20 protein-coding genes and 1 pseudogene are annotated in these 23,550 nt (G+C 67.9%); 11 read left to right on the forward strand and 10 right to left on the reverse strand.

Going from position 1 to position 23,550, the window contains the following annotated elements:
* The 9 genes from Q1K70_RS18865 to mraZ all read right to left on the reverse strand — a co-directional run.
* Positions 1 to 576 (reverse strand): FtsW/RodA/SpoVE family cell cycle protein (locus Q1K70_RS18865; protein ID WP_300163078.1); only part of this gene is annotated, 576 nt, incomplete at its 3' end.
* Positions 573 to 1,901 (reverse strand): UDP-N-acetylmuramoyl-L-alanine--D-glutamate ligase, encoded by a 1,329-nt coding sequence (murD, locus tag Q1K70_RS18870; RefSeq protein WP_300163081.1) that lies wholly within the window; start codon positions 1,899 to 1,901, stop codon positions 573 to 575. The genes Q1K70_RS18865 and murD, both read right to left, overlap by 4 nt.
* Before the next feature lie 9 nt (positions 1,902 to 1,910).
* Positions 1,911 to 2,987 (reverse strand): phospho-N-acetylmuramoyl-pentapeptide-transferase, encoded by a 1,077-nt coding sequence (gene mraY / locus Q1K70_RS18875; protein ID WP_300163084.1) that lies wholly within the window; start codon positions 2,985 to 2,987, stop codon positions 1,911 to 1,913.
* A complete protein-coding gene (gene murF, locus Q1K70_RS18880) occupies positions 2,984 to 4,396 on the reverse strand; it encodes a UDP-N-acetylmuramoyl-tripeptide--D-alanyl-D-alanine ligase (protein WP_300163112.1) in 1,413 nt (470 codons plus the stop codon). The genes mraY and murF overlap by 4 nt, the downstream gene beginning before the upstream one ends.
* A complete protein-coding gene (locus Q1K70_RS18885) occupies positions 4,387 to 5,850 on the reverse strand; it encodes a UDP-N-acetylmuramoyl-L-alanyl-D-glutamate--2,6-diaminopimelate ligase (protein ID WP_300163115.1) in 1,464 nt (487 codons plus the stop codon). The genes murF and Q1K70_RS18885 overlap by 10 nt, the downstream gene beginning before the upstream one ends.
* Positions 5,851 to 5,865: 15 nt before the next feature.
* Complete coding sequence (locus Q1K70_RS18890) at positions 5,866 to 7,908, reverse strand: penicillin-binding transpeptidase domain-containing protein (protein WP_300163118.1); 2,043 nt, start codon at positions 7,906 to 7,908, stop codon at positions 5,866 to 5,868.
* 18 nt (positions 7,909 to 7,926) lie between these two features.
* Positions 7,927 to 8,349, reverse strand: coding sequence for a hypothetical protein (locus Q1K70_RS18895; protein ID WP_300163121.1), 423 nt, complete (start codon positions 8,347 to 8,349; stop codon positions 7,927 to 7,929).
* A gap of 50 nt (positions 8,350 to 8,399) precedes the next feature.
* A complete protein-coding gene (gene rsmH / locus Q1K70_RS18900; protein WP_300163124.1) occupies positions 8,400 to 9,356 on the reverse strand; it encodes a 16S rRNA (cytosine(1402)-N(4))-methyltransferase RsmH in 957 nt (318 codons plus the stop codon).
* A gap of 9 nt (positions 9,357 to 9,365) precedes the next feature.
* Positions 9,366 to 9,824: a division/cell wall cluster transcriptional repressor MraZ gene (mraZ, locus tag Q1K70_RS18905; protein WP_300163127.1), complete on the reverse strand. Its 459-nt coding sequence runs from the start codon at positions 9,822 to 9,824 to the stop codon at positions 9,366 to 9,368.
* Positions 9,825 to 10,207: 383 nt separating this feature from the next.
* On the opposite strand from mraZ, the gene Q1K70_RS18910 reads away from it, so the two are divergent.
* Positions 10,208 to 11,221, forward strand: a complete 1,014-nt coding sequence (locus Q1K70_RS18910) for an HD domain-containing phosphohydrolase (protein WP_300163130.1) — start codon at positions 10,208 to 10,210, stop codon at positions 11,219 to 11,221.
* A gap of 70 nt (positions 11,222 to 11,291) precedes the next feature.
* Here Q1K70_RS18910 and Q1K70_RS18915 read toward each other — a convergent pair whose 3' ends face one another.
* Positions 11,292 to 11,771 carry a CBS domain-containing protein gene (locus Q1K70_RS18915; protein WP_300163133.1) on the reverse strand — a complete coding sequence of 160 codons (480 nt, stop codon included), beginning with the start codon at positions 11,769 to 11,771 and terminating at the stop codon, positions 11,292 to 11,294.
* Between the two features lie 149 nt (positions 11,772 to 11,920).
* Here Q1K70_RS18915 and Q1K70_RS18920 point away from each other — a divergent pair, with 149 nt between their 5' ends.
* The 10 genes and pseudogenes from Q1K70_RS18920 to Q1K70_RS18965 form a co-directional block, all read left to right on the forward strand.
* Positions 11,921 to 12,382: a CreA family protein gene (locus Q1K70_RS18920; protein ID WP_300163135.1), complete on the forward strand. Its 462-nt coding sequence runs from the start codon at positions 11,921 to 11,923 to the stop codon at positions 12,380 to 12,382.
* Between the two features lie 106 nt (positions 12,383 to 12,488).
* Positions 12,489 to 15,263 (forward strand): PAS domain S-box protein, encoded by a 2,775-nt coding sequence (locus Q1K70_RS18925; RefSeq protein WP_300163137.1) that lies wholly within the window; start codon positions 12,489 to 12,491, stop codon positions 15,261 to 15,263.
* A 349-nt stretch (positions 15,264 to 15,612) separates the two neighbouring features.
* On the forward strand, positions 15,613 to 16,980 hold the full coding sequence (dctA, locus tag Q1K70_RS18930) for a C4-dicarboxylate transporter DctA (RefSeq protein ID WP_300163140.1): 1,368 nt from the start codon (positions 15,613 to 15,615) through the stop codon (positions 16,978 to 16,980).
* Between the two features lie 18 nt (positions 16,981 to 16,998).
* Positions 16,999 to 17,658 carry a succinate dehydrogenase/fumarate reductase cytochrome b subunit gene (locus Q1K70_RS18935; protein ID WP_300163143.1) on the forward strand — a complete coding sequence of 220 codons (660 nt, stop codon included), beginning with the start codon at positions 16,999 to 17,001 and terminating at the stop codon, positions 17,656 to 17,658.
* 12 nt (positions 17,659 to 17,670) lie between these two features.
* Positions 17,671 to 19,530, forward strand: coding sequence for a fumarate reductase flavoprotein subunit (locus Q1K70_RS18940; protein ID WP_300163146.1), 1,860 nt, complete (start codon positions 17,671 to 17,673; stop codon positions 19,528 to 19,530).
* Between the two features lie 18 nt (positions 19,531 to 19,548).
* Positions 19,549 to 20,310: a fumarate reductase iron-sulfur subunit gene (locus Q1K70_RS18945; RefSeq protein WP_300163149.1), complete on the forward strand. Its 762-nt coding sequence runs from the start codon at positions 19,549 to 19,551 to the stop codon at positions 20,308 to 20,310.
* A 177-nt stretch (positions 20,311 to 20,487) separates the two neighbouring features.
* Positions 20,488 to 21,327, forward strand: a complete 840-nt coding sequence (locus Q1K70_RS18950) for a fumarate hydratase (protein WP_300163152.1) — start codon at positions 20,488 to 20,490, stop codon at positions 21,325 to 21,327.
* Positions 21,327 to 21,884, forward strand: a complete 558-nt coding sequence (locus tag Q1K70_RS18955; protein WP_300163155.1) for a Fe-S-containing hydro-lyase — start codon at positions 21,327 to 21,329, stop codon at positions 21,882 to 21,884. Before Q1K70_RS18950 ends, Q1K70_RS18955 begins: the two co-directional genes overlap by 1 nt.
* A gap of 388 nt (positions 21,885 to 22,272) precedes the next feature.
* Entirely contained in the window at positions 22,273 to 23,127 is an 855-nt protein-coding gene (locus tag Q1K70_RS18960) for a sulfide/dihydroorotate dehydrogenase-like FAD/NAD-binding protein (protein ID WP_300163158.1), read from the forward strand.
* Positions 23,105 to 23,550: pseudogene (locus Q1K70_RS18965) on the forward strand (dihydropyrimidine dehydrogenase); the annotation flags it as partial. The gene Q1K70_RS18960 and the pseudogene Q1K70_RS18965, both read left to right, overlap by 23 nt.

A 23,550-nucleotide genomic window follows, 5' to 3' on the forward strand; every position in this document is an offset into this window, starting at 1 on the left:
CGTGCCGCCGACGAGGCTCATGAGGAAAAAGAGCATGCCGAGAAAGTCCGCGCCGCCGAAATCCGGCTGGAGCAGCAGGATGAGCCCGAGAAAGCCCGTGACCATGACCGGCGGGATGAATCCCACGGAAAACGAACGGACGAGCTTCTGCTTCTGGCTGAAAAAGTAGGCGAGGTACATGACCAGCACCACCTTGGCCAGCTCCATGGGCTGCAACGTGGCCGGGCCCAGGTGCATCCAGCGCCGCGCGCCGCCGGCCTTGACGGAAAAGGGCGGCACGAGGGTAAGCATGAGCAGGCCGATGATGGCGAAGAGCCAAAGGTAGACCGGACCGTGCAGCACCTTGCGCGGCATGTAGGCACAAATCGCCATGAGCCCGACGCTGACCAGGGCGAACAGGGCTTGGCGCTGGAAGAAATAGTAGCGGTTGCCGTTTAGGCGCTCGGCCATGACGCCGCTCGAGGAAAAGACCATGACCAGGCCAAGGCCCGCCAGCATCAAGGCCGCGCCGAGGAGCCACAGGTCGAAGCGACCGGGCAGCTTGCTTTCCGCCGTGGGCACGCGCACCGTGCTCATGCCTTTTCTCCCGCCTCCGCGTCCCTGTTCATGGGCAGACCGGCGAACACCCGCTGGAAGTCCCGGCCCCGGGCCTTGTAGCCGTCGTAGAGGTCGAAGCTGGCCGTGGCCGGGGAAAGAAGGACCACGTCGCCGGGCCGGGCGTCGGCGAAAAGCCGCGTCATGGCCGCCTCGAGGGTGGGTTCGTGGAAAAGGGGCACCTGGCCGGCCCAGGCCGCCTCGAAGACCTCGCGGCTGGCCCCGAAAAGGGCGACCGCGGCCACGCGCTCGCGAAGAAGGGGCAAAAGCGCGGCCAGGTCGCCGCCCTTGAACACGCCGCCGGCAAGCAGACGCACCGGGCGGTCGAAGCTGCGGATGGCCGCCTCCATGGCGGCGACCGTGGTGGCTTTGGAATCGTCCACGAAAAGCACCCCGCCCTTCTCGCCGATGACCTGCAGGCGATGGGGCGCGGGCACGAAGGTGTCGAAGGCCGCCTTGGCCGTCTCCTCGGTCACGCCGAAGGGCGCGGCGGCGAGGAAGGCGGCTTCCATGTCCTGGCGGTTGTGCGCGCCGATGAGGCGCCGGCAGGTGAAGCGGTCCGAGGCCGAGAACCAGGCGACCTCGGCCTTGGTGAAGTCGCGCCCGGCCAGGGCGGCGCGCAGCTCCTCGGGCACGATGGCCAGGTCCCCCGGGCGCTGGGCGGCGAAGATGCGCAGCTTGGCCTCGAAGTATTCCTCGAGGTTCTCGTGCCAGTCCAGGTGGTTGGGGGCGAAGTTGAGCAGCACGGCCACCCGGGGGCGGAAGGTGCGGGTGAGCTGGAGCTGGAAGCTCGAGACCTCGAGCACCACCACGTCGGCCGTGTCGCCGGAAAGGACGTATTCGGAAAGCGGCGTGCCGATGTTGCCGCCGGTGAAGACCTTGTTCCCCGCCGCCTCCAGCAGGTGGCTTATGAGCATGACCGTGGTGGTCTTGCCGTTGGAGCCCGTGACCGCGACCATGGGCTCGGCCACGAACCAGGAGGCCAGTTCCAGCTCGGAGAGCACCTGCGCCCCGGGGCAGGCGGCCAGGCAGTCGGCAAGCCCGGCGGCCCGGATGCCGGGCGAGAGAACGACCATGTCCGCGCCGGCGAAGTCGGCCGGGCCGTGCGCGCCCAGGCGCAGGTCGTAGCCGCCCTGCCCGGCCTCCTCGCGGAAATCGTCGGAAACGCCCTTGGCGTTTTTCTCCAGGAAGCGCACGGACGCGCCCAGGCGCGTAAGAAGCCTCGCTGCCGCGCGTCCGGACGCGCCGGCCCCGACGACCACGACCTGGTGGCCTCGGAGCTGATCGGAATGGAGCATGTCGGACATGACGGCCGCCTAGCGCAGTTTGAGGGTGGACAGCCCCACCAGGGCAAGAAGGATGGAAAGAATCCAGAACCGGATGATGATCTTCGATTCCGGCACGCCCATGAGCTCGAAGTGGTGGTGCAGCGGGGCCATGCGGAAGATCCGCTTGCCGCCGGTCATCTTGAAGTAGCCCACCTGGAGGATGACCGAGACGGTCTCGGCCACGTACAGGCCGCCGACGACGATAAGAAGCAGCTCCTGCTTGCACAGAAGCGCGATGAAGCCGAGCGCGCCGCCGAGCGACAGCGAGCCCACGTCGCCCATGAAGATCTGGGCCGGGTAGGCGTTGAACCACAGGAAGCCGAGCCCGGCCCCGACCATGGCCCCGCAAAAGACCGTGACCTCGCCCACGCCGGAGACGGGCATGACTTGCAGGTAGCGGGCCATCTGGGCGTGGCCGGCCACGTAGATGAACAGCGCGAACATGGCGGCGTTGACGATCATGGGGCCGATGGCCAGGCCGTCCAGGCCGTCGGTCAGGTTCACGGCGTTGCTGGCCGCTATCATGACCAGCATGGCGAAGGGAAAATAGGCCCAGCCGAGGTCCGGGTTGATGTGCTTGAAAAAGGGCACGGCCAGGCGGGTGGAGTATTCCGGGTCCGCCAGAAGCAGGGCGGCGGCCACGCCCGAGACGAGGAGCTGGCCCAGGAGCTTGCCCTTGGCCGAGAGGCCCTTGTTTTGCTTCTTCACCACCTTGGCGTGGTCGTCCACGAACCCCAGCGCCCCGAAGCCCAGGTACACGAAGATGGTCATCCAGACGTATTCGTTGGCCAGATCGCCCCAGAGAAGGACGCTGACGAGGATGCAGAAGGCGATGAGCAGGCCGCCCATGGTCGGGGTGCCGGCCTTGCGCTGGTGGGCGGCCACGTCCTCGTGGATATACTGGCCGTACTTGAGGCGCGTGAGCCAGCGGATAAACCGCGGCCCGAAGACGATGGACAGGACCAAGGCGGTGAGAAGCGCCGCGATCGACCGGAACGTGATGTACCGGAAGACGTTGAGCGCGCTCAGGTGGGCCGCGAGCGGCACCAGCAGATAATAGATCATGCCTTGGAATCCTTTTGGAGGCTCTGGGCGAAGGCGGCCAGGTATTCCTCCATGCGCATGGAGCGCGAGCCTTTGAAAAGCGCCACGCCGCAGGTCAGTCCCAGGGAGGCGGCGGCCTCGACGAAGCCGTCCGGGGTGTCGACCACGGCGTAGCGGCCGGAAAATCCCGCCCGGGTCAGGCCCTCGGCCACGGCCTCGGCGTGGGCGCCGTGGTAGAAGACGGCCCTGGCCCCGCTGGCCCCGGCGACCTCGCCCAGGCGGGCGTGCTCGACGGCGGCGTGGGCCCCCATCTCGCGCATCTCGCCGAGGACCAAGACCAGCGGCTTGTCCCTGGCCGCCTCGGCGGCGGCGGCGATGGCCCGGCGCATGGACAGGGGGTTGGCGTTGTAGGTGTCGTCGATGAGCGTGAAGCAGCCCTGGCGGCGGCAGAAGAAGCGCTGCTCGGGCATGACGGCCGTTTCCAGGCCGGCGGCGATGTGCTTTTCCCCCGCGCCCAGGATGTGGGCGGCGGCGGCGGCGGCCAGGATGTTCTCGGCGAAGTGCCCGCCGGTCAGGGGGGTCACGACCTCGAGCTCCAGCTCGCCGAGCTTGAGGAAAAACCGTCCCCGGCCCTCGGAGAGCGCGCCCAGATACTTGGCCCGGTAGGGCGCGGCGTGGGCCTTGCCCTGGCCCTTGACGGACATGCCGCGCACGCGCGGGCAAACGGCCAGCGCCGCCTCCCACAACTCGGGATAGTCCATGGAGGCCAGGGCCACGCCGCCGGGGCGCAGCGCGGCGAACAACCGGGTCTTCTCGGCGGCCACGCCGGCCACGTCGCCCAGGGCCTCCAGGTGGGCCGGGCCGACGTTGTGGATCACGGCGATGTCCGGCTCGGCGATGGCGGCCAGGGGGTCCATCTCGCCCGGAGCGGAGATGCCGAGCTCCATGACCCAGAAGCGGTCCTCGGCCGAGGCCTCGAGCATGGACAGGGGCAGGCCGATGCGGTTGTTGTAATTCTTGTAGTTTTTCGCCGTGGGCCCGAGCCGCGAGAGGATGGCGGCGCAAAGCTCCTTGACCGTGGTCTTGCCGGCCGAGCCGGAAACGGCCACGAGCCGGGCCCCGGCGCGCTCGCGCCAGGCCTTGGCCAGCTTGCCGAGGGCGGCGACGGTGTCGCGCACGAGCAGCACCGGCGTGCCCTCGGGCAGCCCGGACAGGGGCCGGTCGGCCAGCACGGCGGCCGCGCCCTTGGCTACGGCCTCGGCGGCGAAATTGTGGCCGTCCAGGCGCGCCCCGGGCACGCACACGAACAGGCAGCCGGGGAGCACCGCCCGGCTGTCGATGCGCACGGCCTCGATGACCGGGTTGCCCCGGTCGCCCATGTCGCCGACGGCTCCGGTGGCCGCGAGGATGTCGGACAGGGTCATGCGCATCCGGTAAGCTCCCTGACCACGGCGGCGTCGGAGAACGGGTACTTCACGTCGCCGATCTGCTGATAGGTTTCGTGTCCCTTGCCGGCGATGACCAGCACGTCCTCGGGCCGCATCTCGTCAAGCGCCAGGGCGATGGCCCGCCGCCGGTCCGGCTCGAGGATGGCCCGCCGCGCCCCGGCCAGGCCGGGCTTGGCGTCCGCCATGATGGAAAGCGGCTCCTCGTGGCGGGGATTGTCGGAGGTCAGCACGGCCACGTCGGCCCACTTGGCCACGGCGGCGGCCATGCGCGGCCGCTTGGTCCGGTCGCGGTCGCCGCCGCAGCCGAAGACGGCGTAGAGCCGGCCGGGCGTGAATTCCCGGGCGGCGGAAAGCACGTTTTCCAGGGCGTCGGGCGTGTGGGCGTAATCGACCAGCACGGTCAGGCCGGCCGGGTTGGGAATGCGCTCCAGGCGGCCCGGCGCGCCGTGGAAATCGGCCAGGCTGGCGAAGGCCTCGGCCGGCAGCCCCAGGACCAGGGCCAGACCCATGGCGGCCAGGAGGTTGCTGGCGTTGTGGCGGCCGGGCATGGGCGAGGCCACCTCGTAGGCCTCCTCGCCGAAGCTCGCGCCAACGAGCAGCCCCTCGCGGCCGTGTTCGCGGATGCCGCCGGCCAGCAGGCGCGAAAACCCGTGGGGCGGCCTGGTCAGGCCGTAGCCGACGGCCGTGGGGAATTCGCGCAGGAGGCGCAGGCCGAAGGGATCGTCGAAATTGAGCACGGCCGTGGCCGGATCGGGCAGGTAGTCGCGGAAGAGCTTGGCCTTGGCCGCGAAATAGGTCTCCATGTCGCGGTGGTAGTCCAGATGGTCCTGGGTCAGGTTGGTGAAGGCGGCGGCGGCGAAGGCGAGGCCGGAGAGCCGGTCCTGGTCCAGGGCGTGGGACGAGGCCTCCATCACGGCCAGGTCGCAGCCGGCCCGGGCCATGGCGGCCAGGCTCTCGTGGATGGTCAGGCAGTCCGGGGTGGTGAGCGACGCGTCGCGTGAAAAGCCCGGCCAACGGTAGGCCACGGTGCCGAGCACGCCGACCTTCCTGCCGGCGGCCGCGCCCAGGCGTTCGAGGAGGTAGCTGACGGTGGTCTTGCCGTTGGTGCCGGTGACGGCGACCACGGGCATGGCCATGCGGTCGGTGCCGTGGCGCGCCCCGGCCAGGACCCCCAGGGCGACGCGGGGATCGTCCACGGGCACGAACCGGACCGGCGCGCCCGCCGGCAGGGACGTGCCGGGCAGACCCACCACCCAGGCCGCGCCGCGCGCCACGGCGTCGGGCACGAACCCGGCCCCGTCGGCGGCGTTTCCGGCCATGGCCACGAACACGCCGCCGGGCAGCACCTTGGCCGAATGCGCGGCCACGGGCACGCCGCCGGCCCGCACCGTTTCCAAAAGGGCGGCGAACGCCGTCATGGGATCCTGTTGCGTCATGTTCTCCTCGCCGTCTCAGGAGGGCCGGGAAAGCCACAGCACGAATTCGTTCTTGTCCTCGCCGGGCCAGGGCGCGCCCGGGGCCGGGCTCTGCTTGTTGACGATGAGCCCCTGGCCTTCCAGGCGCGGCACGATGCCCTTCTGCATGAGGATCTCCACGGCCTTGCGCAGAGGCATGCCGGCGAAGTTGGGCACCGAGCGGACCTCCACGGACTTGACCTCGGCGGGCGTGGACTGGGCGATCTCCATGATCTCCTTGTCCGCGCTGGACGGCCCCTTGGCCGGGGCGGCCGGCGCGGCGGCCTGGGACGCGGCCGGGGCGGGCGCGCCGCCGGCCTCGGGTGCGGCGGCGGCCTGGACCGTCTCGGGCATGCGGCCGAGGTAGGACAGGGTGCGCAGGGTCATCTCCCGCACCGCCGGCGCGGCGACGACCCCGCCGTAGTGGCTCGGCTCGGGTTCGTCAACCATGACCATGACGATGTACTCCGGCGAAACGGCCGGCACGAAGGACACGAAGGAGCCGAGGTACTTGTTGCCGTAGCCGCCGTGGGCGCCGGCCTTCTGGGCGGTGCCGGTCTTGCCGCCGATCTCCAGGCCCGGGATGCGGGCCGAGCGGCCGGTGCCGTGCTCCTCGTTGACCACCTCGCGCATCATGCGCTGCACGGTGCGGGCCACGTCGGCGTCGAAGACCCGGTAGGGGGCGCGCTGGGGCGTGGTCCCCTCGGGATCGGCCACGAGCCGCAGCGGCTTGTACACGCCGTCGTTGGCCAGGACGAGGAAGGCCTGGGCCAGCTGGACCGGAGTGACGGCCACGCCCTGGCCGAAGGACTGGGTGGCCAGGTCCAGGGGCGACCAGTTCTTGAGCGGCCGCAAAAGGCCCTTGCCCTCGCCGGAGATGGGAAGCCCCGTGGGCCGGCCGAAGCCGAGCTTCTCGAAATAGGCGTGCAAACGGGGCGAGCCGAGCTGGAGGCCGATCTTGGCCGCGCCGATGTTGCTTGAGACCCGCACGATCATGTTCACGGGCAAAACGCCGTAGGAGTGGGTGTCCTTGATGACGCGGTTGGCGAAGCTGAACTTGCCGTTTTCGCAATTGAAGGTGGTCGTGGGCTTGACCACGCGCTCCTGGAGGGCGGCGGCCACGAGCAGGGGCTTCATGGTGGAGCCGGGCTCGAACACGTCCAGGGCGGCGTGGTTGCGGGCGATGCGCGGGCTTATGCCCCGGCCCACGTTGGGGTTGAAGAAGGGGTAGTTGGCCATGGCCAGAATCTCGCCCGTGGGCACGTGGACCACGATGGCCGTGCCGGCCTTGGCGTTGTTGGCCGTGACGGCCTTTTCCAACTCCTCCTCGGCGAAGAACTGGATCTGGGAGTCGATGGTCAGGCGCACGCCCTTGCCGTTGATGTCGCCCAGCTCCCGGCCCTGGGAGTCGAAGAAGAAGCGGCGGCCCGAGGCGTCGCGCTGGACCACGTACTTGGCCTGGCGGCCGGTGAGGCGGGCGTCGAAGGCCTTTTCCATGCCTTCCAGGCCCACGTCGCCGACGCCGACGAAGCCCATGAGCTGGCTGGCGAGATGGCCGTTGGGGTAAAACCTTGCGAATTCCTTGCTGAAATAAACGCCGGGAAGACCGGCTTCACGGATGCGGGCGGCGGTGCGGTCGCCCACGCGCCAGGCGAGATAGACCATGGAGGAGCCGGACTGGAGCTTTTTGAGCACCCGCTGCTCCTTCATGCGCAAAAGTTTGGCCAGCGTGGCGGCGGTCTTCTCCGGTTCCGTGATCTCCTTGGGCCGCACGAAAAGCGCCTCGCATTCGACGCTCTTGGCCAGAAGCCGGCCGCCCCGGTCGTAGATCTCGCCCCGGGCGCCCTTGTCCACCTCCGAGGCCAGGTGCTGCCTGATGGCCTTTTCCGCCAGCTCCGGCCCGGCCACGATCTGGAGGTAGCCCGCCCTGGTCCACAAGGCCAGCCAGGCCAGACAGAAGAAAACGCCCACGCTGGTGAGCTTGACCCGGCTCCAGTCCCGGACGGTCTGTTGCTGGCGATCGGCCGATTGCGCGCGCATGCCCATTCCCCGCGATCCTTACGGCGTGCCGGCGGGCTTGACCCGGGGCTTGTCCTTGGCCCTGGCCGGACTTTTCTGGGCCGGCTGCGCCTCGGGCTGGCCCTTCTGGTTCTGGCGGGCATCCTCCACGCCGGCGACCAGGGGCGAGGTCTCGATCTCGCCGCTTGCCGCCACGCGGCGGATCTGGCCCGGCCGGGCCGGGCCGAGGCCGTAGTCGCGCGCCACCTCGCGAAGCCTGGCCGGGGTGATGAGCGTGTTGCGCTCCACCTCGAGCTTGGCCGCCAGGGCTTCCACCTCGTCGATCTGACGCTGCATCTTGTTGAGTTCGTAGGCCAGGTCCACCCGCTCGATGTTGAGCCAGACGAGCCCCAGACCGAAGACCAGCAGCAAGACCAGGCTGAACGCCATGGATATCGCCCATTCCCGCGAAAGCGTGCCCATCTCCCCTCCTCGCTCCGTGCCTCGTCGCGCCAGGGGCGCGAAAAGGTCCCTCAGGCGTCCGGCAGCCGCTCGGCCGCGCGCAGCTTGGCGCTGCGCGACCGCGAATTGGCCGCCACTTCCTCCTCGCCGGCCATGACGGGCTTTTTGGTGAGGATGCGGTAGCGCGCCCGGTGTCCGCACACGCACACGACCTGCTCGCGCGGACACACGCAATCCGTGGCCTCCTCGCGGAAGGAGCGCTTCACCAGCCTGTCCTCGAGGGAATGGAAGGAGATCACGGCCACCCGCCCCCCGGGGGCGAGATAGTCGGGAATGGCCCGCAGAAACTCCTTCAACTCCCCAAGCTCGTCATTGACCGCCATGCGCAGGGCCTGAAACGTCCGGGTGGCCGGATGCTGCCTGGCCGTGGCCCGCCACTTGGCCGGGTAGGCCGCCGCCACCACCTCGGCCAGATGGGCGGTGGTGGTTATGGCGGCCTTTTCCCGGGCGGCGACGATGGCCCGCGCGATGCGGCCGGCCTGCGGGTCCTCGCCGTACTCCCGGATGAGGTCCCGCAGCCTGGCGAAGGACGCCAGATTGACCAGCCCTTCGGCGCTCTCGCCGCCGTCCTCGGCCCCCATGCGCATGTCCAGGGGGCCGTCGTGCGTGAACCCGAAACCGCGCTCCGGGTCGTCGAGCTGCAAGGAGGACACCCCCGCGTCCACCAGTGCGGCGTCGACCTTCTCCCACCCCGCCTCCGCCAGGGCCGCCGGGAACCGGCGAAACGGCGTGCGCGCAAGGCGCACCCGGTCGCCGTATGCCTCCAAGCGCCGTTCGGCCACGGCCAGGGCCTCCCTGTCCCTGTCCAGGCCGAGCAGCCAGGCATCGCCCCCGGCCGCTTCGAGCATCCCCCTAGAATGCCCGCCAAGCCCCGTGGTGGCGTCCAAAATTTTCATCCCCGGCCGTATGGCCAGGTATTTCACGACCTCTTCGAGCAGGACCGGCACATGGACGGGACCGGGCAGCATGTCGCGGGCCTAGAGCCTGATCTTGACGCCAAGGTCGGCCAGGGCCGCCAGGTCGGCGTCGATGCGCAGTCCCACCTGCCTCCGCCGCTCCTCGAACTTGGCCTGGTTCCAGATCTCGAACTTCTCGCCCACCCCCGCCAGCACGAGGTCCTTGTCCAGCTGCGCGTAGGTCCGCAGGTACGGCGGCACCAGGATGCGCCCCTGCTTGTCCAGCGTCACCTCCATGGCCCCCGAGATCAGGAAGCGCTCCAGGTCCCGGATGCGCGGGTCGAGCTTGTTGCCCTCGGCGAAGCTGGCCTCCACCTGCTCCCACACGTCCATGGGGTAGCCGGTGACCGCGCCGTCGAAGTTGTTGGTGAGCATGATCCGGCCGTCGGCGACGCGAGAGAGGACCTCCTCCCGGTATTCGGGGGGCAGCATCAGGCGACCCTTGGGGTCCAGGCTGCGGTAGGAATGGCCTCGAAACACGTTCCCTCGCCGTGGCGGTTCACCACTTCTTACCACCTTTTCCCACATTCTCTCCATCAATAGGCCAGGGGTGTCAAGAAGAAACCACCCGACCTGCACATCTTGACGTTTTCGCCCCGTCCCTCCCCCTGGCCAGGGGAAAAACCTCTCGAAAACACTGGATAAAAAATAAAAAACCGGTCATAGCGCAGCAAGCGGCCGGCGGGCGTGCCCGGCGACGGCGGCCAAGGGCCTGGCAGCGCCGTTTTTCCGGACAAGCCTTGCCAGAGCGCTTCCAAGTCTTGTAGGGGGAAAGAGTTGCTGGCGATGCATCCGCATCAGGCGGCGTTGCATGGAGTGCGACGCGAACGTTGACGAAGGGGAAGCCCCCACGGAAGGGCAGCATGCGCGACAGGCCGACGATGGACATCCCGGCGGGTCTGGAAGAGGAATACTACCAGATCAATCCGGACATCCTGCACAGTTTCAGCAAGTTTCGTCCACCGCTCAACATCTACCGTTTCCTGGAAAACGTCAGCCGGATCGCGCCCTACTACAAGGTCGGCGACCGGCTCTCCAAGGAGCAGGCGCAGGAGTTGGCGGACCTTGTCACCGAGGGCGTGATCTTCGTTTCGCGCGAGGACCACTCCATCTACGTCAAGCACATCAGCTACCAGCTCGACCTGGTGCTCCTGGACAAGCACCTTACGGAATCCGAGATCGCGGACATCTTCCAGATCGCGCTGACGCGCCGCATGGAGGAGTTCTTCGACCAGCCCGTGCGCCTGGTCTACGACAAGGTGCGCGAGGACGCGCTGGTGCTGACGCAGTACGTCTGGGAGGACTTCCACCGGTCCAGGGCCCTGGCCCGACGGCAGCACGGCGTCCATACCCTGGCCAATCACGCCGTCAACTGCGCCCTGTTCGGCCTGCACCTGTTTTTGGCCGGCCAGTCCGAGAACTTCCGGGAGGGGCGCACCGCCCGGACCACCCTGGATCGCACCGTGCTCGGCCTGTTGCTCCACGACCTGGGCATGACCCGGGTGCCGGCGCTGGTGCGCGACAAGACCAAGCCGCTTTTGCCCGACGAGATGCAGAAGATCCGCGGCCATACCATGGCCGGCTACGAGATGCTCTCGCGGCTGGACCTCAAGTTTCCGGAGATGGAGCGGTGCGTGTCCGAGCACCACGAACGCCTGGACGGCTCGGGCTATCCGCAGAAGCTCGGCATGGGGAGCATTTCGGAGACAGGGCTTTTGTGCGGCCTGGTGGATTCCTACTGCGCCATGACCACCAAGCGCATCTACGCCCCGGCCCTGGACACCCTCGCGGCGGGCAAGAAGCTCCTGGAGGAATCCCGGCGCTACCCGGCCGACATGGTCAAGCGGCTGGTCGGCCTGCTGGCTGGGGGAAAATAGGGTCGGCTTCCCACCGGCGTTCCACTTTTCCCGCGCCCTTCCGGCGGCGGCGCGCCGGGACGGGTCCGGCTCAGCCCTCGGGGGAGCACTCGCGGCGCAGTTCGCGGAAGATCTCGCCCAGGGGCACGAAGCCGAGCAGGCGCTCGCCCTCGAGCACGGCGGCGAAGCGGCTGTCGGCCTTGATCATGGCGTCGAGCACCAGGTGCAGGGGATCGGACGGGGCCACGCGCGGGATGTCGCGCCGGGCCGCCTCGCCGGCCTTCCTGCCCATGCAGTGGCGGCAGGCATCGCGGTAGGTGTCCTCGAAGTCGTCGTCGCCGAGGCTCGTGCGCAGGCTCGCCTCCAGGGCGCAGTCGTTTAAGTCCCCCAGCAGCGTGCGCAGGCTGATCACGCCCAGAAACCGCCCCCGCCGCATGACGGCCACGGCGTCCATGTCCGGGCTTTTCTCCAGGTGATTCCGCAGCTTGTCGGCCACGGCGTTCAGTTCCTCCCCGGCATCGACCGTGACGACGTCGGTGCGCAAGGCGTCGAAGGCGCGTTTGCGTATCATTGGGGTCCTCTCCGCTGGCATGGTGCGTCGCCAGGGTATCCGGCTTCGCCGGGATTGAAAAGGGACGCGGCCGGCTTTTTCTGGCGGGGCGGGGGCTTTTGGCGTAGGGTGACGGGCGATCGTCCCCTCAACCCTTTCGCGAGGTTTCCATGCGTCCCAAAGCCCTTCGCCCGCTTTTCGCCCTGCTCGTCCTCACGGCCCTTGCCGCCGCGCCGGCCGCGGCCGAGGAGATCGACTGCGTCACCACCGAGTGGAAGCTCCTCGGGGCCAACCACAAGGTCTGCGTCAACGCCTTCGACGACCCGGAAGTGCCCTGCGTGACCTGCTACATGAGCCAGGCCCGCACCGGCGGCATCTCCGGCGCGGTGGGGCTGGCCGAGGACCCGTCGGAATTCTCCCTCGACTGCCGCCAGACCTGCGCCGTGAACCTGCCGGACAAGTTCCCCAAGAAGAAGAAAGTCTTCTCCGAAGGCACCTCGGTGCTGTTCAAGGACACCCAGGTCACGCGCTTTTTCGACGAGAAGCGCAAGGCCCTCATCTACCTGGCCGTCAGCCGCAAGATCGTCTCGGGCTCGCCGAAAAACTCCATCTCCACCGTGGTGCTCCGCTAGCCCCGCCCCTGGGGACACGCCGGCGTCATCACAGAAGAAGCGGTCCGTCGCCCATGCCGTCCATCCGACATGCCCGCGCGCCCCACGGCGCGCCCAGAGTCCGGCCATGGCCAACCACGATCCGGTGACCGTCGGCGTGGTCCTGGTCGGCGACGACGGCATCGTCGTCGAGGCCGACATCGAGGCCCGTCGCCTGCTCGGCCTGGACCTGTCCGGCGAGGCCGCCCCCCACTGGCGCGCCCTGGGCCTGTCGGAGTCCATCCACACGCCGCCGGCCGGCCAGGGCCGGCTCGTGCGCCGCGACGACAGAAACGGCGCGCCGCGCTGGTTTCTGCTGTCCAAACGCCCCCTGCGCCTGGGCGGCGACCCCCTCTACGTCTTCAGCCTGGCCGACCTGACCCGGCTCGTGCGCGACCTCGACAAGTACGAGGGCTTTTTCACCAACGCCGTGGAAGGCATCTTCCAGTCGAGCCCCGAGGGCCGCTTCCTGGACGTCAACCCGGCCCTGGCCCGCATCCTCGGCTACGAGAGCCCCGGGGACATGACCACGGCGCTGACCGACCTGCGCTCGGAGCTCTACGTGGACCCGGCCGACCGGGACAAGCTCCTGGAGGGCCTGGCCCGCGACGGCCAAGTCACGGGCCTGGAGACGCGGTTCTACCGCAAGGACGGCGGCATCAAGTGGATCTCCCAGGCCGCCCGGGTGGTGCGCGACGAGCGGGGCGCGGTGCGCTACATCGAGGGACTCAACATCGACATCACGGCCCGCAAGCGGGCCGAGGAGGCCTACAACGACATCCTGGAACGCTACCGCTCCATCGTCACGGGCAGCATCGACGGCGTCATCCTGTGCGGCGCGGACGGGGAAGTGCTCACGGCCAACCCCGAGACCGAGCGCATCTTCGGTCTGGCCGAGGCCGAGCTGGCCCTGGCCGGGCTTTCCGGCGTCATCCACGACGCCGACGGCGCCCTCGACCTGGCCCTGGGGACGCTGGCCGCCACGGGCCGCTTCCGCGGCGAACTGACGGGCCTGCGGCCGGACGGGACGCGCTTCCCCCTGGAGGTCTCGGCCAGCGGCTTTCCCCACAAGGGCGGCCCCAACCACGGGGTGTGGATCGTGCGCGACGTGACGGACCGCAAACGGGCCGAGGACGTGCTGCGCGAATCCGAGGAGAAGTTTCGCCGCACCTTCGACCAGTCGCCCATCGGCGCGAGCATCCTGTCGCTCGACTACCGCTTCCTGCGCGTCAACGACGCCCTGGCCCGCATCACCGGCTACGCCCAGAGCGAACTGCTGGAAAAGTCCATGCTCGAGGTCACCCACCCCGAGGACGTGCCCGAGACCATCGCCTGGGCCGAGCGTCTGCTCGCCGGCGAATTCGACCGCTACGAGATCGAGAAGCGCTACGTGCGCGGCGACGGCGGCATCGTCTGGGTGCACCTGTCGGTGCGGCTGATCCGCGACGTGGCCGGCAGGCCCCTCTACCTCATGCCCATGGTCCAGGACGTGACCGAGCGGGTGCGGGCCGAGGCCGGCATGCGGGCGCTCCTGGCCGAGAAGGAGTCGCTGCGCCTCAACCTCGAGGCCGTGTTTCGCGCCATCCCCGACGCCATCGTGGTGGTGGACACGCGCATGCGGGTGATCCGCACCAACCGGGCCCTGCACGACGTGTGCTTCGTCGGCGACATCAAGACCGGGCCGGGCGGGCAGCAGGTGGTGGCCGGGTCGTGCCGCCGGGGCTGCTTCGCGGCGCTTCGCGAAACCCTTTCCACCCAGAAGCCGGTCATCGAGTACCGGGTGGAGTGCAAGGGGCAAAACCCCGGCCGGGTGGTGGTCATCAACTCCATGCCCCTGACCGGCGAGTCCGGGGAATTCGACGGCGCGGTGCTCATCATCCGCGACATCACCCGCCTGGCCGACCTGGAAAAGCGGCTCACCGACCTGCACGGCCACCGGGGCATGATCGGCAAGTCCAAGGCCATGCGCGACATCTACACCGTGCTCGACCAGCTGGCCGACGTGGACACCACCGTGCTGGTCACGGGCGAATCCGGCACGGGCAAGGAACTGGCCGCCGAGGCCATCCACTATGGCGGGGCGCGCTCGCGCAAGCCGCTGGTCAAGGTCAACTGCTCGGCGCTCTCCGACGAGCTTCTCGGCAGCGAGCTTTTCGGCCACGTGCGCGGGGCCTTCACCGGGGCCATCCGCGACAAGGTCGGCCGGTTCGAGGCGGCCCAAGGCGGCGCGATCTTTCTCGACGAGATCGGCGACATCTCGCCCCGGCTCCAGCTGGGGCTTTTGCGGGTGCTCGAGAGCAAGGAATTCGAGCGGGTGGGCGAGGCCAAGACGCGCAAGGCCGACGTGCGCGTCATCGCCGCCACCAACGTGGACCTGCCGGCGCGCATCCGGGCCGGACTTTTCCGGGCCGACCTCTACTACCGGCTCAAGGTGGTGGAGGTGCGGCTGCCGCCGCTTCGCGACCGGACCGAGGACATTCCGCTTCTGGCCGAGCACTTCATGCGCCAGTTCGCGGCCAGCTTCGGCAAGACCATCTCGCGGCTGTCCGAGGAGGTCATGGGCGTGCTCATGGCCTATCCCTGGCCGGGCAACGTGCGCGAGCTCAAATACGCCATGGAGCACGCCTGCGTGCTGTGCCGGGAAGGGGAGATCGAGCCCGGCCATCTGCCGCCCGAACTGCGCTCTCCCGCGCCGCGCCGGCTGGCCGAAACGCCGCCGCCGCCGCGCCGGGGCGGCCTGACCCGGGAGGCCGTGGCCGCCGCCCTGGCCGAAGCGGACGGCAACCGTTCCCTGGCGGCGCGCCTGCTCGGCGTGGACCGGCGCACCCTATACCGCAACATGGACCGCCTGGACGTCGGCTGAATCGCCCGAGGACATTTTCCCTGCCCGCACCTGTGGCGCATGCCACAGTCTTACGCCCCACGTGTGGCGCTAACGCCACACAGCTATGCCACATATTTCTTCGATTGGCGCGATTATTTCATCTAACATATTGATATTACATATTATAAAAATCGTGACAAAACGGCAATTCTGGCACGATCATTGCCATATGACCTGCGACGCGATCAGGCTCGCCTGGCCTGAGCGAACGCGCCATACGGACGCGCCGACGGCGGCGGCGGACGGGCGCAAGCGGCAACGCCCGACAGGGCGCAAACCGACCCCGCGGCCGTGCCGACCGCAGGGCCCCGAGCAAGGAGCATCACCCATGAGCGGCCACAAAGCCATCTACAAGTCCCTGTATTTCTGGGTCATCTTCGGCATCGTCGCCGGCATCGTCCTGGGGCTCGTTCCGGCCAGCAAGGGCTTCGCCGAAAGCATGCAGCCCTTCGGCACGGCGTTCATCCGCATGGTCAAGATGATCATCGCCCCCATCATCTTCTGCACCGTGGTCACCGGCATCGCCAAGATGGGGGACATGGGCAAGGTCGGCCGCGTGGGCATCAAATGCATGCTCTACTTCTGGACCATGACCCTTTTCGCCCTGGCCATCGGCCTGGTCGTCGTCAACCTCTACAAGCCCGGCGCGGGCATGGACGACTACGCCGCCAAGATGCAGGCCAACCAGAAGGAAATCGCCAAGGTCGAGGACTTCGCCGGCAAGGCCAAGAAGATGTCCACCGTGGACTTCCTCATGAACATCGTGCCGACTTCCGTGGTCGACGCCTTCGCCAAGGGCGAAATCCTCCAGGTGCTCTTCTTCTCCATCCTCTTCGGCGTCGCCCTGGCCCAGCTCGGCGAGAAAGCCAAGACCTTCGTCAGGATCATCGACGAATTTTCCAAGGGACTCTTCAAGGTCGTCCATTACATCATGTACTTCGCCCCCTTCGGCGCGTTCGGAGCCATGGCTTACGTCGTGGCCTCCCAGGGCACCGAGGCCCTGTTCAAGCTCTTGTACCTCATGCTCGGCGTGTACACGACCTGCATCATCTTCATCTTCGTGGTCCTGGCCGTGGTCTGTCGGATGGCCAAGTTCTCCCTGTGGCGCTACCTCTGCTACATCAAGGAGGAGATTCTCCTTGTGCTCGGCACATCCTCGTCCGAGGCGGCGCTTCCCCGCATGATGGCCAAGCTGGAAAACGCCGGCGCGGACAAGTCCGTGGTCGGCCTGTGCCTGCCCATGGGCTATTCCTTCAACCTGGACGGCACCTGCATCTATCTGACCATGGCCGCCGTGTTCCTGGCCCAGGCCACCAACACGCCGCTCGACATCTCCCACCAGCTCTACCTGCTCTTCATCCTGCTTTTGACCTCCAAGGGCGCGGCCGCGGTCACGGGCGGCGGCTTCATCACGCTGGCCGCCACGCTCCAGACCGTGGGCACGATCCCCGTGGCCTCGCTGACCTTGCTGCTCGGCGTCGACCGCTTCATGTCCGAGGCCCGGGCCATCACCAACCTGATCGGCAACGGCATCGCCACCATCGTCGTGGCCAAGTGGGAAAACGCCCTGGACGAGCGCAAGCTCGCCGCGGTGCTCGCCGGCAGCGACGACGAATACGCCGACGATCCCGAAGACATGTTGATTCTTGAAGAGTCCGCGGAAACTGCTACTGTCGCCGCCACCACCAAACCCTAACCGGACGGAGGGGAAACGATGTCCGTACCCAGCACGGCGACCCACGAGGGCCTGCCCGTCGGCAAGCTCTCTGCCTACTTCGACTGGCTGCAGATGCTGACCGGCGCTGCGCTCATCCTGTTCATGTGGTGCCACCTGATCCTGGTCTCGAGCATCCTGCTCGGGCCCGGGGTCATGAACGCCCTGGCCTGGTTCTTCGAAGTCACCTACATGGCCCAGGTCGGCGGTCCGCTGATCTTCCTGGCCTTCCTGCTCCACTTCGTCCTGGCCGCGCGCAAGATTCCCTTCGCCACCGGCCAGCAGCGCCTCATGCTCGCCAACGCCAAGCGCATGCGCCACACCGACACCTGGCTGTGGGTGATCCAGGCGACCACGGCCATGGGCATCCTCATCATGGGCGGCATCCACATGTGGGTGGTGCTGACCAACCTGCCCATCACCGCCGAGAAGTCCGCCGCCCGCATCCAGACCGGCTTCTGGTTCGTCTTCTACCTGTTCCTTCTGCCCATGGTCGAACTGCACGTGGGCATCGGCTTCTACCGCATCCTGGTCAAATGGGGCTTCCTCGACCGCCCGGGCCGCTGGGTCATCAAGAAGAAGGAGAACCTGCTCACCGGGATCTTCATCGCCATCGGCCTGCTGTCGCTTTTGCGCTACTACTTCCTGCCGCTCAAATAAGGACGCCAGACCATGAACATCATTCAAACCGATCTGCTGTGCGTTGGCGCCGGCCTGGCCGGCGAACGCGTGGCCATCGAGGCGGCGGACAACGGGTTCTCCGTCATCTGCCTGTCCATCGTCCCGGCCCGCCGCTCCCACTCCTCCGCCGCCCAGGGCGGCATGCAGGCGGCGCTCGGCAACTCGGCCATGGGCGAGGGGGATTCCCCCGACGTCCACTTCGCCGACACCGTCAAGGGCTCGGACTGGGGCTGCGACCAGGAGGTCGCCCGCCTGTTCGTCGACGCCGCGCCCGTCGCCATGCGCCAGATGGCTTTCTGGGGCGTGCCCTGGAACCGCGTCGTGCCCGGCGAGCAGACCTACTACAAGGGCGGCAAGCCCTTCACCGCCTTCGAGAAGCCCGAAAATGAGGGGCTCATCCACTCGCGCAACTTCGGCGGCACGGCCAAGTGGCGCACCTGCTACACTTCCGATGGGACGGGACATTGCGTCCTTTATACCCTGGATAACAGAGCCGCCCAGATGGGCGTCTCCGTCGTGGACAAGGTCGAGGCCATCGCGCTGATCCACGACGGCGCCGTCTGCATGGGGGCCATCGCCCGCTGCCTGAAGACCGGCGAACTCACCGCCTACCTGGCCCGGGCCACGCTCGTCGCCACCGGCGGCTTCGGCCGCATCTACCGCGAGTCCACCAACGCCGTGATCTGCGACGGCGGCGGCCTGATCACCGCGCTCGACACCGGCGTGGTGCCCCTTGGCAACATGGAGGCCGTGCAGTTCCACCCGACCGGCATCGTGCCCACGGACATCCTGGTCACCGAAGGCTGCCGCGGCGACGGCGGCACGCTCCTCGACAAGAATGAATACCGCTTCATGCCCGACTACGAGCCGGAAAAGGCCGAGCTGGCCTCCCGCGACGTGGTCTCCCGCCGCATGACCGAACACATGCGAAAGGGCCTCGGCGTGCCCTCCCCTTACGGCGACCACCTCTGGCTCGACATCAGGCACCTGGGCGAGCACCACATCCGCACCAAGCTGCGCGAGGTGGACGAGATCTGCCAGTCGTTTCTCGGCGTGGACCCGGTGCACCAGCTCATCCCCGTGCGCCCCACCCAGCACTACTCCATGGCCGGCGTGCGCACCAACTCCGACGGCGCGGCCTACGGCCTGAAGGGCCTGTTCTCCGCAGGCGAGGCCGCCTGCTGGGACATGCACGGCTTCAACCGCCTGGGCGGCACCTCCCTGGCCGAGACCGTGGTGGCCGGCATGCACGTGGGCGGCACGGTGGTGGAGTTCCTCTCCGGCACCGAGACCACCTTCAAGACCGAGTGCATGCGCGACGCCTACCGCAAGCAGGAAGACCGCATCAAGGCGCTCATCCACGGGTCCAACGGACGCGAGAACGTCTACGGCGTGCGCAACGCCATGTTCGACACCATCATGAAGGGCGCGGGCATCTTCCGCAACGGCACGGACCTCCAGGAGAGCGTGGACAAGCTCACCGAGATCCTGGCCCGCGCGCGCAAGGTGGGGCTCAAGTCCAACGGCCTGGGCGCCAACCAGGAGCTCTCCCTGGCGCTCAAGATCGAGGGCCAGGTCAAGCTCGCCCAGTGCGTGTGCTTCGCCGCCCTGAACCGCACCGAATCGCGCGGAGCGCACACCCGCGAGGACTTCCCCGAGCGCAACGACCGCGACTGGCTGAACCGCACCCTGGCCACCTGGGCCAAACCCGATGACGTGGTGCCGACCCTCAACTACGAGCCCGCCACCAAGGTGTTCGAGATTCCCCCTGGCGAGCGCGGCTACGGCGGCGGCAAGATCATCCCCCTTGAGCCCGCGCCCGAGGCGACGCCCAAGAACAAGAAGGCCTAGGGAAGAGGAGCATACGAAATGGCCAGAATGCTGAAATTCAACATATTCCGGTACAATCCGCAGGACCCCAACTCGGTCCCGCACATGCAGGCCTACACGATCGACGAGACCGAATCCATGACGCTCTTCATCGTGCTGAACCGCCTGCGCGAAGAGCAGGACCCCTCGCTGCAGTTCGACTTCAGCTGCCGCGCGGGCATCTGCGGCGCGTGCGGCATGGTCATCAACGGCCGCCCGGGCCTGGCCTGCCACACCAAGACCAAGGACCTGCCCGAAGAGATCACGCTCATGCCCCTGCCGATCTTCAAGCTGATGGGCGACCTCTCCGTGGACACGGGCACCTGGTTCAGGGCCATGTACAAGAAGATCGAGTCCTGGTGCCACACCAAGAAGGTCTTCGACCCGGCCGCGCAGGAAGAGCGCATGGACAACGCCGTGGCCGAGGCCATCTACGAGCTCGACCGCTGCGTGGAGTGCGGCTGCTGCGTGGCCGCCTGCGGCACGGCGCTCATGCGCGAGGACTTCCTGGGCGCCACCACGCTGAACCGCGTGGCCCGCTTCATGCTGGACCCCCGCGACGAGCGCACCGAGAAGGAGTACTTCGACATCATCGGCACCGACGAGGGCATCTTCGGCTGCATGGGCCTCTTGGCCTGCCAGGACGTCTGCCCCAAGTACCTGCCCCTGCAGGACGTGCTCGGCAAGCTGCGCAAGAAGATGGCCTTCGCCGCCGTCAACAACATCCTGCCCAGCTTCCTGAGGAAGGACATCAAGTTGTAGCCCAGGCTTCACCAGGCTTCACGGGTCTCACCACTGCCAACGGGACGCCCGTCCGAAAGCCATGAACCAAGGGGGAACCGGGGGAGAACACACCACCCCCGGGGTCCGGCGGGGATTAATCCCCGGACTGGGGAGGGGGAACTCCCCCCTCCCCGGCCCCCGAAAAAGGGAGAAGCGATGCGTACGATTCCAGCGCAGACGGTCATCGACAAGGTTGCGGAGATGTGCATCTCCGCCAACCGCGAACTGCCCGAGGACGTGATGGCCTCCTTCAGGAAAGGCCAGGAAGAGGAAGAAAACCCGGCGGCCAAGGAAGTCTTCCGCCAGCTGATCGAGAACGCCGAGATGTCCAAGGACACCGGCCTGCCCCTCTGCCAGGACTGCGGCCTCGCCGTGTTCTTCGTGGAGATGGGCGAGGAGGCCCGCGTCGAGGGCATGGGCATCCGCCAGGCCATCAACGAGGGCATGGTCAAGGGCTACCAGGAAGGCTACCTGCGTAAATCCTCCTGCGACCCCTTCACCCGCAAGAACACCGGCGACAACGGCCCCGCGATCATCCACTTCGACCTCGTCCCCGGCGACAAGATCAAGATATGGATGATGGCCAAGGGCGGCGGCTCGGAGAACATGAGCCGCGTGATGATGTTCCCCCCGGCGGCCGGATGGAAGGGCCTGCGCGAGTTCATCATCAACCGCGTGGCCGAGGCCGGCCCCAACCCCTGCCCCCCGATCCTGGTGGGCGTGGGCATAGGCGGCAACTTCGAGCTGGCGGCCATCAACTCCAAGAAGGCGCTCCTGCGCGAACTCGACGACAAGCACGCCGATCCCGAGGTGGCCAAGCTGGAGGAAGAGGTGCTGGCCGCCATCAACAAGCTGAACGTCGGGCCCATGGGCCTGGGCGGCAAGAACACCTGCCTGGCCGTGAAGATCGCCGTGGCCCCCTGTCACCTGGCCAGCCTGCCCCTGGCCGTGAACATCCAGTGCCACTCCGCCAGGCACAAGGAGGTGGTGCTCTAATGGCCGAACATCATCTGAAGACCCCGCTGACCGATGCCGACATCGAGAAGCTGAAGTCCGGCGACGTGGTGTACATCACCGGCACCATCTACACGGGCCGCGACGCCGCGCACAAGCGCCTGGTGGACACCCTGGACAAGGGCGACCCCCTGCCCTTCGACCTCAAGGGCGCGCTCATCTACTACGTGGGGCCGAGCCCCGCGCCTCCGGGACGCCCCATCGGCTCTGCCGGGCCCACCACGTCCTACCGCATGGACACCTACGCCCCCCGCCTGCACGGCCTGGGGCTCAAGGGCACCATCGGCAAGGGCCGCCGCTCCCGCGAGGTGCGCGACGCAATGATCAAGCACAAGGCCGCCTACTTCGGCGCCACCGGCGGCGCGGGCGCGCTTCTGTCCCAGGCCATCAAGGGAGCCAAGGTCATCGCCTACGACGACCTGGGCCCCGAGGCCATCCGCGAGCTGACCGTGGAGAACTTCCCGCTCCTGGTGATCAACGATTGCCACGACGGGGAGCTCTACACCACGCCCAACCTGGAGGCTGCCTTGGCGGGCTAGCCGGATACGGGGACCGGTCCGCCTCCGCCAACCCGGCGGACCGGTCTTCCCGCGGGCGGGCGAGACGTCGCCCCCCCGCGGGAAGGCTTGAACCCCATCCTCCGAGGCTGGCTGGCAGGCACGTATCGCCGTCGGGGAACAGCTGACCGGGTTTCAAGCCGCCGGGTGCGCGCGGGGGACGCGTTTGGGAGGACGCCCCCCCGCGCCGCCAACACCATCCCTGTCCAGGACCGCCGGAGGAGCGATTCCGATGGCGCAGATGGGGAAGTGCCGTCAGGCGAACGCGTGGAGTAAATCGGAAATTCCTCCTATTTTAGGAGGAATTAGGGGCGGAACGACCCGGAGTCACCGGAGACCCTCTAGCGTCACCATGTTCAGGGAGGGTGACATGCCTAGCAGGATCATCAAGAAAAGAAGCCTCATCCCCGGCCAGACCAGCGAGCTGGTCCTGGACGCCCCGCACATCGCGGCAAAAGCCAGGCCGGGAAATTTCGTCATCCTCCGAGTGTGCGAAAACGGCGAGCGCATCCCGCTCACCATCGCGGACACGGACGCCAAGGCCGGAACCATCACCATCGTCTACCTCGTCCTGGGCAAGACCACGGCCCACCTCGAAACCCTCACGGAGGGCGACGAGATACTGGACCTGTGCGGCCCCCTGGGCAAGGACACCGACATCCACAAATTGAACGGCCCCGTGATCTGCGTGGGCGGCGGCACGGGCATCGCGGCCATGCACCACATCGCCAAGGGGCACCACATGGCCGGAAACCACGTCATCGCCATCATCGGCGCGCGCACCAAGGACCTGCTGCTCTTCGAGCAGGAACTCAAGCGCTTCTGCCCCGAGGTGCTCGTCTCCACGGACGACGGCTCCTACGGGCGCAAGGGCCTGGTCACGGAACTCCTGGAGGAGCGCCTCAAGGCCGACCCGACCGTGGGCGAGGTGGTGGCCGTGGGCCCCGTGCCCATGATGGCCGCCGTGGCCCGCACCACCAAGCCCTTCGGCACGCCCACCACCGTGAGCCTCAACTCCATCATGGTGGACGGCATCGGCATGTGCGGGGCCTGCCGCGTGAGCGTGGGCGGCAAGACCAAGTTCGCCTGCGTGGACGGCCCCGAGTTCGACGGCCAGCTCGTTGATTTCAATGAGCTCTCCAGCAGGCTCAAGGCCTTCAAGGCCATGGAGCAAATGTCCTACGACGCCTTCAGGAGGGACCATGTCTGCACATGCTCCCGCTGAGAAGAAGAGAGGCAAGGCCGTCCCCCGCACGCCCATGCCGGAGCAGCCGGCCGGAGAGCGCGTGCGCAACTTCTCCGAGGTGACCCTGGGCTACACGCCGGAACTGGCCCTCGCCGAGGCCAGGCGCTGCATCCAGTGCAAGAAGCCCCTGTGCCGCAAGGGCTGCCCGGTGGAGATCGACATCCCCGGCTTCATCGCCAAGGTGGTGGAGAACGACCTGGAGGGCGCCTACCGGGTGCGGCGCGAAACCACCTCGCTCCCCGCCGTGTGCGGCCGGGTCTGCCCGCAGGAGACCCAGTGCGAGGGCTCGTGCATCCTGGGCAAGAAGGGCGAGCCCGTGGCCATCGGCCGCCTCGAGCGCTACGTGGCGGACACGTTCATGGCCTCCGACGCCTGCGAGCAGCTCACGGGCGCCCACGCCTG

It is taken from the genome of Solidesulfovibrio sp., assembly GCF_029978005.1.
GTDB lineage: Bacteria > Desulfobacterota > Desulfovibrionia > Desulfovibrionales > Desulfovibrionaceae > Solidesulfovibrio.

Excerpts from the sequence above, each read along its gene's own strand:
- Q1K70_RS18915 (WP_300163133.1), bottom strand. The coding sequence starts at position 11,771 with ATGATACGCAAACGCGCCTTCGACGCCTTGCGCACCGACGTCGTCACG.
- Q1K70_RS18895 (WP_300163121.1), bottom strand. The coding sequence starts at position 8,349 with ATGGGCACGCTTTCGCGGGAATGGGCGATATCCATGGCGTTCAGCCTG.
- Q1K70_RS18950 (WP_300163152.1), top strand. The coding sequence starts at position 20,488 with ATGCGTACGATTCCAGCGCAGACGGTCATCGACAAGGTTGCGGAGATG.
- Q1K70_RS18940 (WP_300163146.1), top strand. The coding sequence starts at position 17,671 with ATGAACATCATTCAAACCGATCTGCTGTGCGTTGGCGCCGGCCTGGCC.
- Q1K70_RS18925 (WP_300163137.1), top strand. The coding sequence starts at position 12,489 with ATGGCCAACCACGATCCGGTGACCGTCGGCGTGGTCCTGGTCGGCGAC.
- murD (WP_300163081.1), bottom strand. The coding sequence starts at position 1,901 with ATGTCCGACATGCTCCATTCCGATCAGCTCCGAGGCCACCAGGTCGTG.
- mraY (WP_300163084.1), bottom strand. The coding sequence starts at position 2,987 with ATGATCTATTATCTGCTGGTGCCGCTCGCGGCCCACCTGAGCGCGCTC.
- rsmH (WP_300163124.1), bottom strand. The coding sequence starts at position 9,356 with ATGCTGCCCGGTCCCGTCCATGTGCCGGTCCTGCTCGAAGAGGTCGTG.
- Q1K70_RS18955 (WP_300163155.1), top strand. The coding sequence starts at position 21,327 with ATGGCCGAACATCATCTGAAGACCCCGCTGACCGATGCCGACATCGAG.
- dctA (WP_300163140.1), top strand. The coding sequence starts at position 15,613 with ATGAGCGGCCACAAAGCCATCTACAAGTCCCTGTATTTCTGGGTCATC.
- murF (WP_300163112.1), bottom strand. The coding sequence starts at position 4,396 with ATGCGCATGACCCTGTCCGACATCCTCGCGGCCACCGGAGCCGTCGGC.
- Q1K70_RS18945 (WP_300163149.1), top strand. The coding sequence starts at position 19,549 with ATGGCCAGAATGCTGAAATTCAACATATTCCGGTACAATCCGCAGGAC.
- Q1K70_RS18885 (WP_300163115.1), bottom strand. The coding sequence starts at position 5,850 with ATGACGCAACAGGATCCCATGACGGCGTTCGCCGCCCTTTTGGAAACG.
- Q1K70_RS18935 (WP_300163143.1), top strand. The coding sequence starts at position 16,999 with ATGTCCGTACCCAGCACGGCGACCCACGAGGGCCTGCCCGTCGGCAAG.
- Q1K70_RS18910 (WP_300163130.1), top strand. The coding sequence starts at position 10,208 with ATGCGCGACAGGCCGACGATGGACATCCCGGCGGGTCTGGAAGAGGAA.
- Q1K70_RS18890 (WP_300163118.1), bottom strand. The coding sequence starts at position 7,908 with ATGCGCGCGCAATCGGCCGATCGCCAGCAACAGACCGTCCGGGACTGG.
- Q1K70_RS18920 (WP_300163135.1), top strand. The coding sequence starts at position 11,921 with ATGCGTCCCAAAGCCCTTCGCCCGCTTTTCGCCCTGCTCGTCCTCACG.
- Q1K70_RS18960 (WP_300163158.1), top strand. The coding sequence starts at position 22,273 with ATGCCTAGCAGGATCATCAAGAAAAGAAGCCTCATCCCCGGCCAGACC.